At 71.7% G+C, this 12,038-nt stretch carries 11 protein-coding genes; 6 read left to right on the forward strand and 5 right to left on the reverse strand.

The window, feature by feature from the left end:
• Window positions 1-17: 17 nt before the first annotated feature.
• Complete coding sequence (locus tag ABT171_RS15305) at window positions 18-863, forward strand: helix-turn-helix domain-containing protein (protein WP_351243741.1); 846 nt, start codon at window positions 18-20, stop codon at window positions 861-863.
• Window positions 856-1,041, forward strand: a complete 186-nt coding sequence (locus tag ABT171_RS15310) for a DUF397 domain-containing protein (RefSeq protein ID WP_351243743.1) — start codon at window positions 856-858, stop codon at window positions 1,039-1,041. Before ABT171_RS15305 ends, ABT171_RS15310 begins: the two co-directional genes overlap by 8 nt.
• Window positions 1,042-1,049: 8 nt before the next feature.
• On the opposite strand, the gene ABT171_RS15315 is transcribed toward ABT171_RS15310, so the two are convergent.
• From ABT171_RS15315 to ABT171_RS15335, 5 genes are all read right to left on the reverse strand, one after another.
• Window positions 1,050-2,108, reverse strand: coding sequence for an NlpC/P60 family protein (locus tag ABT171_RS15315; protein WP_351243745.1), 1,059 nt, complete (start codon window positions 2,106-2,108; stop codon window positions 1,050-1,052).
• 62 nt (window positions 2,109-2,170) lie between these two features.
• Entirely contained in the window at window positions 2,171-2,653 is a 483-nt protein-coding gene (locus ABT171_RS15320) for a poly-gamma-glutamate biosynthesis protein PgsC/CapC (protein ID WP_351243747.1), read from the reverse strand.
• Window positions 2,650-3,897 (reverse strand): poly-gamma-glutamate synthase PgsB, encoded by a 1,248-nt coding sequence (pgsB, locus tag ABT171_RS15325; RefSeq protein WP_351243749.1) that lies wholly within the window; start codon window positions 3,895-3,897, stop codon window positions 2,650-2,652. The genes ABT171_RS15320 and pgsB overlap by 4 nt, the downstream gene beginning before the upstream one ends.
• Window positions 3,898-3,963: 66 nt before the next feature.
• Complete coding sequence (locus ABT171_RS15330; protein ID WP_351243751.1) at window positions 3,964-5,886, reverse strand: HAMP domain-containing protein; 1,923 nt, start codon at window positions 5,884-5,886, stop codon at window positions 3,964-3,966.
• A gap of 513 nt (window positions 5,887-6,399) precedes the next feature.
• Complete coding sequence (locus ABT171_RS15335) at window positions 6,400-7,125, reverse strand: sulfite exporter TauE/SafE family protein (protein WP_351243753.1); 726 nt, start codon at window positions 7,123-7,125, stop codon at window positions 6,400-6,402.
• Between the two features lie 196 nt (window positions 7,126-7,321).
• Here ABT171_RS15335 and ABT171_RS15340 point away from each other — a divergent pair, with 196 nt between their 5' ends.
• The 4 genes from ABT171_RS15340 (at window position 7,322) to ABT171_RS15355 (ending at window position 11,909) form a co-directional block, all read left to right on the forward strand.
• A complete protein-coding gene (locus ABT171_RS15340) occupies window positions 7,322-8,593 on the forward strand; it encodes an aspartate kinase (RefSeq protein ID WP_351243754.1) in 1,272 nt (423 codons plus the stop codon).
• Entirely contained in the window at window positions 8,593-9,687 is a 1,095-nt protein-coding gene (locus tag ABT171_RS15345) for an aspartate-semialdehyde dehydrogenase (RefSeq protein WP_351243756.1), read from the forward strand. Before ABT171_RS15340 ends, ABT171_RS15345 begins: the two co-directional genes overlap by 1 nt.
• 291 nt (window positions 9,688-9,978) lie before the next feature.
• Complete coding sequence (locus ABT171_RS15350) at window positions 9,979-10,653, forward strand: SigE family RNA polymerase sigma factor (protein WP_351243758.1); 675 nt, start codon at window positions 9,979-9,981, stop codon at window positions 10,651-10,653.
• Between the two features lie 128 nt (window positions 10,654-10,781).
• Complete coding sequence (locus ABT171_RS15355; RefSeq protein ID WP_351243760.1) at window positions 10,782-11,909, forward strand: hypothetical protein; 1,128 nt, start codon at window positions 10,782-10,784, stop codon at window positions 11,907-11,909.
• Window positions 11,910-12,038: the final 129 nt, after the last annotated feature.

A 12,038-nucleotide genomic window follows, 5' to 3' on the forward strand; every position in this document is an offset into this window, starting at 1 on the left:
GGCGGCTACCCTCGGTAGTGACCCAGGTGATACACGGCGGGGTGTACCGGTCGGAGGTGCATGCGGTGTCCCAGTCGCCGCCCATGTGGCGCTTCAGCGGCAACCAGATGAAACGCTGGCGCACGAAGGCGAACGTCTCTCGCGAGGAGTTGGCCGCCGCGTCGAACTACTCCCCGGACACCATCAAGGCGATGGAGCAGGGGGTGCGGATGCCGACGCCCCGAGTCCTGGACGTGGCCGATGAGTTGTGCCGGGCGGAGGGGTTGCTGAGCGCGGCGAAGGACTACTTGAGCAGGGAGAAGTTCCCGCCGAGGGCCCATGAGTTCTTGGAGCGGGAGAAGGAAGCGATCAGCCGCTGGTCGTACGACGCTCTGTACATCCCCGGGCTGTTGCAGACGAAGCGGTACACGCGGACTCTGATCGAGAACCGCTACCCGCCCTTGGATGAGGAGATGGTGAAGGAGCGGATCTCCGGTCGCATGGAGCGGCAGGTGATCCTCATCGAACGGAAGCCACCGATTGCCCTGAGCTTTGTCGTCTACGAGGCTGCCCTGCGCAGTCCCCTGGTGGACGCGGAACAGTTGTGCCACCTGCTGGAGGTATCCCGGCTCCGGAACGTCGTGATCCAGGTGCTCCCCTTCGAGCGGGCCATCTCAGCAGCTCTACTGGGGCCTATGGTGCTGTTGGAGACCCGCGACCACGAGCGATTTGCTTACACCGAAGGACAGTTGGGGAGTCAGCTGTCGGCCGATCCCGAAGTCGTCAGCTCTGTGACCGAGCGGCTTAGCATGGTTCGCACGGAGGCCCTCAGCCCGGCAGAGTCGGCCCGTTTCATCGAACGGATGGTGGATCGTCATGAGTGATCAGCTGGCGTGGTTCAAGTCGAGCTACAGCGATGACGAAGGCGCCGACTGCGTCGAAGTCGCGTTCGCCACCGCCATCCACGTCCGCGACTCCAAGAACCCCACCGGCCCCGAACTCCACATCCCCGCCCCCGCATGGTCGGCGTTCATCGCCGAAGTGCCGCGTCCTCCTCGGTAGATGCCGTCTCAGAGCCTCTTGGCCGCCCGCAGTCCCTTCGCGTAGAGGCCGTTGCCGTCCAGGCGGGCCGAGCCGCCGTGGTCGCCGAAGGTGGGGCCGCCTGCCGATGCGCGGCTGGAGACGAAGCGAGGGTGGCCGTCGTCGTCCAGGCCGAGATAGATGCCGACCTGGTCGAGGCGGTGGTCCTGACGGCCGGCGGTGGCGAAGAAGACGAGGTCGCCCGGCTGGAGCCTGCTCAGCGCCGCGGGGGTGCCCGTGCCTCGGAGCACCGGGACGCCGGGGCCCTGTGTGGCCATCGCGTCGGCGGTGCGGGGGAGGCCCGGGCCCTTGTCGTCCCGGCCGAGCAGCGGGTAGCCCTCCCGGTAGCCGTAGACGAGCCGTACAAAACCCGACGGGCCCACGGTGCCGTAGCGCGCCTTGTCGGGGTGCACCGTGCGGCCGTCGGGGAAGGTCCAGGGGATGCCCAGATACTGGTAGAAGTCGGAGCTGGCGCGGGTGGTCCCCGCGTTGTCGTCACCGGCCGTGCCGTACGTCGCCGCTCCCGCGTACCGGACGCCCTTCGCGTCCTTGAGGGGTTTCTCTCCCGCCCGGTACTGCAGGGCCGCGGCGAGGACGTCCGGCTTCGTGCTGCCGCGGTGGGCGCGCAGCCAGTCGGCGAACCACTTCGACCGTTCCTGGCCGGCCGCCCACGGGCGCGGCATCAGGCGCACCCAACTGTCCGTGATCACCTGTGACGTGGTGGTCCGCGGCTCGGTGAAGGTGCGGCCGGGCCCGGTGAGGACGGCGGTGCGGGCCCCGTCCGTGAGAGTGGCGACCACGGCGCCGGAGCCGTCCCGGACGACGGTGCGGGCGGGGTCGGCGAGGCGGTCGTAATGGAGGCCCCGGGCGCGGGCGGGGGGCAGCCGGTCCTGGCCGGATTCGACCGTGCGGGCGGCGGCCGGGCCGCCGGCGGTGCGCAGCTGGTGGGTGACCACGCCGGCGGCGAGGACCACGGCTGCGAGAAGGGCGAGGGAGAGCCGTTGGTTCCGCTTGCGTCGGGCGGGGGGAGCGGCGGGGGCGGCGGCCATGGCGGGTGGGGATTCCCTTTCGTCTGGGGACGTGCCGGTCACGTGGCGGGTGGCGTACCGGCCTACAGGCCGGGCAGTGCGCCCAGCAGGACGCCCGTGGTGAGGACGACGTACGCGCCGAGGGTGACCGTGGACGTGGCCACGAGGGTGGCGCGGGGCGGCTGGCGGACCAGCTGGTAGGCGACGAGGCCCGGCACGATGTAGCCGAGGGTCTGGTGGCCGAAGAGGTACGGGAACTTGTACTGGAGGAGCAGGAAGCACGTCGCCTGGATCAGCACCCCGCACAGCACCACCGCCGCGAACAGCCGCTTGCCGTAGAGGATCACGACGCCCTGCACCAGACGCGTGCAGCCGTACGTCAGGACGGTCACCCCGATCACCATGAGGAACAGCCGCCAGTTCCCGACGAGGATCAGCGCCAGCCAGCCGGGGGTGATCATGCCCCCGGGGGAGAGGTTGGTGGTGAGGTAGCAGATCAGGGAGAAGAGGAGCCCGAGGGTGATACCGATCGCGGCCATGTCCGGGCTGAGGTGGACGGGGGTCACTGGTCGTTGTCTCCGGTGCGCTGGGCGGGAAAGCGGGACATGCCGGGGGCGGCCGACCCGGTGTCGGCGGAGGGGAGGTGGGCGAGACGTTCCAGCAGCAGCTCGCCCTGGCCGTGGATGTTGCCGATGGCGACGAGGGACGCGTCGCCGTCCAGGTCGGCGAGCAGGTCGGCGGTGAGGCCGTCGGGGTCGCGGTCGTCGCCGCCGAGGTCGACGATCCGTCCGCCCCAGCCGCCGGGGATGCCCTCTCGGGCGCTCTTGGTGGGATGGCCGATCAGGAAGACCGTGTCGGGGGCCAGCTCGGGGATGATCTGGCCCATCTGGCCGTTGCGTTCGACGCGGTCGGGACGGCAGTTGATGACCACGTGCAGGGGGCGGTGGATCGCCCCGAGGCCGAGGAGCTGGTTGACGTTCATCAGCGTCGACTCGGGGTCGTTGGCCGCGAACACGTTGGCGAAGGCGAGCGTGCCGCCCTGGGGCGTGCGGTACTTCTCGACGGAGAGGACACCGGGGTCCGGCGGGGCGTCGTACATGCCCTGCAGGGCCGTCTCGCGGTCCACGCCGAGGAGTTCGGCCACCGTGAGGGCGATGGCGACGTTCTCCTTGAAGGTGAACCAGCTGAAGCCGCGCAGCTCCTCGTCGGTGACGGTCTCCGGGTCGGCGTAGACCAGCTTGCAGTTACGGGCGTCCGCCTCCTCCTGGAGGATGGGGAAACGATCCTTCTCGGCGGTGACGCAGATGCCGTCCTCGGGCATCGAGCGGCACAGCGAGCGCGCCACGTCGTCCAGGGTGGGGCCCATCTCGGCGAGGTGGTCCTCGCGGACGTTGCACAGCACGCCGATGGTGGAGCGGATCAGCTTGGACTGGTTGATCTCCTGCAGGGCCGGCATGACGGCCATGCACTCGATGACCAGCGCGTCCGGCTGGTACGCGGCGGCCCGCCGCACGATGCCGATCTGCTCGACCACGTTGGCGATGCCGAACTTGCGGTAGACCGGCTCCTCGGTGGCGTCCGGGTGGATGAAGCGGGCCGCGGTGCCGGTGGTCTTGGCGACGGTGACCAGGTCGCCGCCGCGCAGCGCGCCCGCGCACAGCCGGGTGATGGAGGACTTGCCGCGGATGCCGTTGACCAGCACCCGCTGGGGTATCGCGGCGAGGTTGTCGTAGTGCCTGCGCTGTTCGACCATGCCGGCGACCAGGAGGCCCAGGGAACTGATGAGAAGGACGCTGTAGAGGAAGAGCATGACCTTGCTTCTCGGGGCGGGCTCTTGAGGAGAGCGGCGGCTCAGGTGCTCTGGGACGGGAGTGGCTCAGGTGCTCTGGGGCTGGGGCCGCCGCTCGCTGGCGGGGGCGTGGTCGCGCCGTCGGCGTCCCGCCGCGACCAGCCGCTGCCGGACGAGTTCGAGGCTGCGGGCCACGGAGCCCACCTCGTCGTGGTGGACCGGGTAGATCACACTGGTCCGGTCGCCCGAGGCGAGTGCCGCCGCCGAGCGGTCGAGGGCGCGCAGCGGACGCAGGACGGCCAGCTCCAGCCAGCCCAGACAGAGCAGCATCGCCGTGAAGGCGAGCAGCCCGGCCAGCTCGGCGTGCCGTTCCGTCTCGTACGCGGCGAGGCGCGTCCAGGACAGCGGCTTGTGGGTGACGATCCGCCAGTGCAGGCCCGCGACGGCCGGTGTCCCGCTCACGTCGGCGTCGGCGGCGAGGGTGGTGCGGCCATGGCCCGGCGGTGTGCTGAAGGCGATGAAGCCCCCGTTGGCAGCGATGATCCTGCCCCGTGCGTCGACCAGCCACGACCGGCCGAGGCCGGGGCGGTTCAGGACGCCGTTGAAGGTGTCCGGCCGCAGTTCGGCGAAGAGCTTGCGCCTGCCGTCGCCCACGGGCACCACGGCCGCCGAGACCGGCGTCGTGCCGGAGGCGTTGAGCTGGAGCACGGCGGGTGCACCCGGCTTCACGGACCTGGCGGCGGCGGCGCGGTCGATGCCGTACGGGGCCTCGCCGGAGCGTGCGACGACGTGGCCGCCCGCATCCACGAGGTAGAGGGAGCGCCAGGCTCCGTGCCGGAGCAGCTGCTCGTGGAGTACGGCGGAGACGCCGCCGCGGCTGTCGTCGGCGAGCTGGGCGATCGCGGAGAGGTCGGCGACGTTCTCGTCGAGGGTGCGCCGGACGCGGTCGGCGGCGGCCTGGGCGCGGTGCCGCTGGTCCTGCGCGGCCTGCGCCGGCGCCTGCGGCCCGTCGGCGAGGCTGAGCAGGGGCAGCGCCACGGCCCAGGCCGTGACGAGGGCGCCGCAGCACAGGACGACGATGCGCAGACCGGCGCGGCGGGACGGCGCGGGGGCCGGACCGGAGGCATCGCTCTCCCCGGAGAGCTGGCGGCGCAGCGACTCCAGCGACCGGCCGATCCGTGCGGCTTCCCCCCACCCGGGCACCGACACCGGACGCTTGATGTCCCCGCCTGCGAGGCGGCGTGCTTCCTGGTGCAGCCGGAGCAGCGGGCGCTGCACATGGCGGACCAGCAGCCAGGTGACGAGGAGGCCTGTCGCGAGCAGCACGCCCGCTGCCACGGGGCCGATGAGGCTGTTGCCGTGCGCGGCGGTCCCGGCCGGTACCGGAACCGCCGTGGCCACGGAGAGCCCGAGCCCGTGGACGCGGTCGCCGTCGGGCACGGCCGCGCGTCCGATGACGAGATAGCCCCGGCCCGCGCGGCGCAGGTCGACCTTTCCGTCCTCGACCGCCGTACGCAGGGCGGCATGGGTGACGTTCTTGCCGACGGCGGCGATGATGTGGCCGCCGCTGTCGGTGACGAAGGTGGAGCGGGCGTCCTGCTCGCTCGGCAGGCGCAGTGTCGCGGACGAGACGACCAGCCGGCTCCTGCCCGCGGCTCCGTCGAGAGAGGCGAAGGACAGCAGCCGGGGAGCGCCGGAACGACCGGCGACGAGCCGGGGCCGCAGTCCACCGCTGCCACGGCCGGCCGCGGTGAGTCCGTCGAGCGGCACGGCCTCTCCGCGGGCGGCGAGCAGCCGGCCCGAGCCGGTGTCCACGACGGCGAGCCCGCGCCACTTGGAGTAGACGTTCGTCAGGGACGTCAGGATCGCGTCAGGGCTTTTCCGGCTGCCACCGCCGAGCAGCCCGACGGCATCGTGCAGATCCTGTGCGCTCTGTTCCAGGGACGCACCCAGAGAAAGCGCGGAATCGGTCGCGATATCCCTCTGGGACTCGGAGACGGCGCGGGACACGCCATGGTCCTGGGAATTCCCGACAGTAAATATGGTCAGGGCGCAAACGGCCGCCAAGAGGCTCGGTAACAGGGCTATGGGTGGGCGGACACCACCGAGCAGCGGCATGTCCGCGCGCCGGCGTCGCACCTTGTGGGGGTGGGGGGCAGGCTTCTCTGCCTGCATGAGAACACTCCTGAACAGTCAGAACGCAGCTTGCATGGAGATGCCGGCGGTGTCCGCGACCGCCCCGGGGACGACGTTCGCAACCACAGCTGCAGGCGACCTCCAAGACGGGGGAAGTCGCGGACGGGTTCCTCGACTACCGCAAATTTCCCGTCAGTTGAGCCTGTGACGGGTGCCACATGATCTGACCGCAACCCGTGTTGGCGCCGCTCTCTCATACAGAGGTGAACCGCGAATTCACGAACAGGCCCTCCAGCCCGATTCCCGGCGCGGCGAAACCATGCGGATTCCTTCGGTTTCGCGGCAAATGGATCGGCCCCGGGCGGTGCGGGCGTGGCCGGAGCGGGGTCAGCCCGCCCGCATCCCCCACAGCCCCTTCGTCATCGCCGTCGCGCCGCCCGCCAGGGACAGCAGGAGGACCAGGTGGCGGGCCCGGCGTTCGGGGATGCGGCCGGCGACGGCGTGGCCGATCACCGCGCCGGTCGTCAGCGCGACGCAGACGGCCGCCCACTGCGGGCCGGTCAGGCTGGGCGTGCCGTTCGCGGCGACCGAGAACGCGTTGACGGCGACGCCGTAGACCTGGGCGTTGGGGACGAACTCCCGCACCGTCCAGCCCGCGTTGAGGGCGTAGAGGGACACCGGTGGGCCGCCCACGCCCGCCGCCGCGTTCATGAAGCCGCCCAGGGCGCCGGCCGTCACCGCTCCCTTGCCGCCCCGCAGGGCCGCCACCCGGGTGCCGCGCATCACCAGCAGGACGGCCGCCGTCACCAGGCCGCCCATCACCAGCAGCAGGACCGGGCGCGGGAGCTGGCGGGTCATCCAGGCGCCCGCCGGGACCGTGCAGGCCGCGGCCAGGCACAGCGGCACCATCGCCGCCGGCCGGACGCGCCGCCAGCCGCCCGCGAGGCCCACGACGCTGATGGCCCCGGCGGCGCAGTTGGCGAGCACCACCCCGTCGGCGGGGCCGAGCAGCAGCACCAGCGCCGGTACGGCGACCAGGGCGAAGCCCATGCCGGTCAGCCACTGCACGCAGCCGCCGAGCAGGACGATCCCGGCGAGCAGTACGTCCGTCATGTCATGCCCCCCTCATCTGCGGAAACGCTAGCGGTGCTCCCTGTGACCCGGGGCACTTTCTGCGTGGTCCGCCATGCGGTGGGCAAGAGCCCCTCCGGAACACAGCGGCCGACGTCTCACCATGCGGGAGCAGGGCGGGGGAATTCGGGCGCTCGTTAGACTGAGCCGACACAAACGAACCGAGCGAGGAGCGCACGTGGGCCTTGTCGTGCAGAAGTACGGAGGCTCCTCCGTAGCCGATGCCGAGGGCATCAAGCGCGTCGCCAAGCGGATCGTGGAAGCGAAGAAGAACGGCAACCAGGTTGTCGTCGTCGTTTCCGCGATGGGCGACACGACGGACGAGCTGATCGATCTCGCCGAGCAGGTTTCCCCGATGCCTGCCGGGCGTGAATTCGACATGCTGCTGACCGCCGGAGAGCGGATCTCCATGGCCCTGCTGGCGATGGCGATCAAAAACCTGGGCCACGAGGCCCAGTCCTTCACCGGCAGCCAGGCAGGCGTCATCACCGACTCGGTCCACAACAAAGCACGGATCATCGACGTCACGCCGGGCCGGATCCGCGACTCGCTGGACAAGGGCAACATCGCGATCGTCGCCGGCTTCCAGGGCGTCAGCCAGGACAAGAAGGACATCACCACGCTGGGGCGCGGTGGGTCCGACACCACCGCCGTGGCGCTCGCGGCCGCGCTCGACGCCGAGGTCTGCGAGATCTACACCGACGTCGACGGCGTGTTCACCGCCGACCCGCGCGTGGTGAAGAAGGCGAAGAAGATCGACTGGATCTCCTTCGAGGACATGCTGGAGCTCGCGGCCTCCGGCTCCAAGGTGCTGCTCCACCGCTGTGTGGAGTACGCCCGCCGCTACAACATCCCGATCCATGTGCGGTCGTCCTTCAGCGGACTGCAGGGCACCTGGGTCAGCAGTGAGCCGATTGGGGACAAGAAGGTGGAGCAGGCCATCATCTCCGGTGTCGCGCACGACACCTCCGAGGCCAAGATCACGGTCGTCGGCGTGCCGGACAAGCCGGGCGAGGCCGCCGCGATCTTCCGGGCCATCGCCGATGCCGAGATCAACATCGACATGGTCGTGCAGAACGTGTCCGCCGCCTCCACCGGCCTGACGGACATCTCCTTCACGCTGCCGAAGACCGAGGGCCGCAAGGCCATCGACGCGCTGGAGAAGAGCCGCTCCGGCATCGGCTTCGACTCGCTGCGCTACGACGACCAGATCGGCAAGATCTCCCTGGTCGGCGCCGGCATGAAGACCAACCCGGGTGTCACCGCCTCCTTCTTCGAGGCGCTGAGCGACGCGGGTGTGAACATCGAGCTGATCTCGACCTCCGAGATCCGCATCTCGGTCGTCACCCGCAAGGACGACGTGCCGGAGGCCGTACGCGCCGTGCACACCGCCTTCGGGCTCGACTCCGACACCGACGAGGCCGTCGTCTACGGAGGCACGGGGCGCTGATGGCGCCGACCGGGAAGCCGACGCTCGCGGTCGTGGGAGCGACCGGAGCCGTCGGCGCGGTCATGCTCCAGATCCTGTCCCAGCGTGCGGACATCTGGGGTGAGATCCGCCTGATCGCCTCCCCGCGCTCGGCCGGCCGCAAGCTGGCCGTGCGCGGCACGGAGGTCGAGGTGACGGCCCTGAGCGAGGAGGCCTTCGACGGGGTCGACATCGCGATGTTCGACGTCCCCGACGAGGTCGCCGCCGAGTGGGCGCCGATCGCCGCCGCGCGCGGTGCGGTCGTCGTCGACAACTCCGCCGCCTTCCGGCTGGACCCCGAGGTGCCGCTCGTCGTCCCCGAGGTCAATCCGCACGCCGTACGGACCCGGCCGCGCGGGATCGTCGCCAACCCCAACTGCACGACCCTGACGATGATCGTCGCCCTGGGCGCGCTGCACGCCGAGTTCGGGCTGCGCGAGCTGGTGGTGTCGTCGTACCAGGCGGTGAGCGGGGCCGGACGGGCCGGCGTGGACACACTCCGCGCCCAGCTGTCCCTGGTGGCGGGGACCGAGCTGGGGACCAAGCCCGGCGACGTACGGCGGGCGGTCGGCGAGGACACCGGGCCGTTCCCGGATCCGGTCGCCCTGAACGTCGTCCCCTGGGCCGGGTCGCTGCGGGAGGACGGCTGGTCGTCGGAGGAGATGAAGGTCCGCGACGAGGCCCGCAAGATCCTCGGGCTGCCGCGGCTGCCGGTCGCCGTGACCTGCGTGCGCGTCCCGGTGATCACCACCCACTCGCTGACCGTGCACGCCCGCTTCCAGGGCGAGGTGACGGTCGACCGGGCCCGGGAGATCCTCGCGACCGCGCCCGGTGTGGTGCTGTGCGACGACCCGGCCGCCGGTGAGTTCCCCACCCCGGCCGACGTGGTGGGCACCGACCCGACCTGGGTGGGCCGGCTGCGGCGGGCCCTGGACGACCCGACCGCGCTCGAACTGTTCGTGTGCGGCGACAACCTCCGCAAGGGGGCCGCGCTGAACACCGCGCAGATCGCGGAGCTGGTCGCGGCCGAGTGGGCCGACCGGGCCCAGGCTCTGCCGTCAAGACCGGCTTTGTAGGATCTGTGTAAGAAGTGTGGCCAGAAGCATGGTCCGAACCACTTGAAACCATTGCTCAGGGCAACAGAGGATTTCCCTCCCCGTCCCCGCAACCTCGCGGCGGACGGGGAGCGTCTTTGCGGTCACCCTTTCGGGCGTGGGGACGCCGTGATCGGGTCGGGTGTGGGGACCCACCCATATCGGATATAAGGGAAGAGCGGGGCGCATGACGGCACTTGAGGCACGGCCGGTTGTCGCACATGTGACGCCCGGCACGTACAACCCTGGCGGGGGCGGGCGTGTCCAACTGGCGTGGCAGAGGTACTCGAACTCAGTGCGGTCCGCGGCGCGGCGGCCCTCCGGCCGCCCCGTGCGGCGCTCCGGCCCCGCACGCCCGGCGGCATGCCGGTGATCGCGCCCGTGCCCGCAGCGCGGCCCGCCCGCATACCCGCTCAGCGTGACGGTGCCGAGGAGGCCGCGGCGGCCGAGGCCGTCGGTACGACCGTCGACCACCTCACCGAGACCTACCGGGCGCACTACCGCTCGCTGCTCGGCCTCGCCGCGCTGCTCCTCGACGACACCGCCTCCTGCGAGGACGTCGTCCAGGAGGCGTTCATCCGCGTGCACTCGGCCCGCAAGCGCGTCCGCGACCCCGAGAAGACCCTCGCGTACCTCCGCCAGACCGTCGTCAACCTCTCCCGCTCGACCCTGCGCCGCCGCATCCTCGGCCTGAAACTGCTCTCCAAGCCGATGCCGGACATGGCGAGCGCGGAGGAGGGCGCCTACGACCAGCTGGAGCGCCGCGACCTCATCAAGGCGATGAAGGGCCTGCAGCGCCGCCAGCGCGAGGTCCTGGTCCTGCGCTACTTCGCGGACATGACCGAGGCCCAGGTCGCCGAGACGCTCGGGATCTCCCTGGGCTCGGTGAAGGCGTACGGGTCGCGGGGCATCGCCGCGCTGCGGGTGGCCATGGAGGCACCGGCATGAGCGAGCGGCCCGAAGGGAGCGATTCCGGTGAACGCCACTCCCACGAACGTCACGAGCCCTTCGCCTGGCACGAACCGACGAGGCGGGAACCGCAAGAGCACACGCAATCGCACGCTGGGAACGGAACTGTGAACCACGGCCCCGACGAGAAGGGCCCCGAGGGCCGCCGCCACGGTCCCACCGGGCCCGAAGCGGACCGGCCCGAAGCGGACCGGCTCGGGGCGGATCCGGACGGGCTCGGTGCCGACGAGCCGGCGCTGCGCCGGATGCTGCACTCCGCCGTCGACGACATCCAGCCGCGCGCCGGCTCGCTGGACCGGCTGCGCCGGGCCGTCCCCGCGCGACGGGCCCGCAAGCGGCAGGCCGCCGTCGGTATGGCCGCCGCGGCCCTGTTCATCGGCACCGCGATCCCCGCGCTCGTGCACGTCTCCCACTCCAGCGGCACCGACTACACCCCCGCCATGGCCGGCCAGTCCACCCAGGCCACGGGCGGCACCGGGCAGAGCAAGGACCAGGGCGGCGGCGACAAGGGCCCCCGGAAGGGCACCAGCGGCGCGAGCGCCCAGCCCGGCAGGACGCCCGGCACACCCGGTGGGACGAGCAAGCCCGGCGGCGGCACCACCGGCTCGACCGGCGGCGCCAACCCGTCCGCCACCCTCACCGCGGGCGGCGCACCCACCTGTACGGCGGCCCAGCTGGGCTCCGCCACCGGCACCGTCGACGTACCCGACTCCGCGGGCGTGGTCTACGGCACGTTCCGCGTCGTCAACACCTCCCCGGCCGCCTGCACCGTCGCCGGTGCGGGCACCATCACCCCCACCGCGGTGGGCGCCGCCGACCAGGCCAAGATCGGCAGCGCCCGGCATGTGGCCGGGGACGCGGCGACCGCTCTGCCCGACCCCTCGCTGGAGGTCACCGGGCTGCTCCTGCAGCCGGGCGCGGCCTACGAGGAGAAGTTCGCCTTCGTGCCCTCGGAGACCTGCCCCACCACCGGCGGCGACAGCACCACCGGCGACCCGGGCCCGGGGCCCTCGCCGGATCCGTCACCCACCCAGGACGCGAGTGCCTCCGGCGGTCCGGCCGACGGCGGCGGCTCGGCGGGTACGATGCCCCAGCTGATGACCGAGGGCGGCACGGCGGACGGCAGCGTGCAGGTCACGCATACCGCGGAGGGCGGTTCCCCGTCGGCCACGGCCACCGTGCCGGGGGAGTGCGCGGGGACCGTGATCTACACCGGGGTGCTGGCGGGGTCGTAGGCAGACTGCGGCTCGGCCAGGGGCGCCGGGCACCGCACGACCGGTCTTGGTCAGGGGCGCGGGGAACTGCGCGACCGGCCACGATGGCGCCGCACTCGGCATACGGCCTGCACCCCTGCGGCGCTCAGC

It is taken from the genome of Streptomyces sp. NPDC001851 (genome assembly GCF_040297165.1).
Lineage (GTDB): Bacteria > Actinomycetota > Actinomycetes > Streptomycetales > Streptomycetaceae > Streptomyces.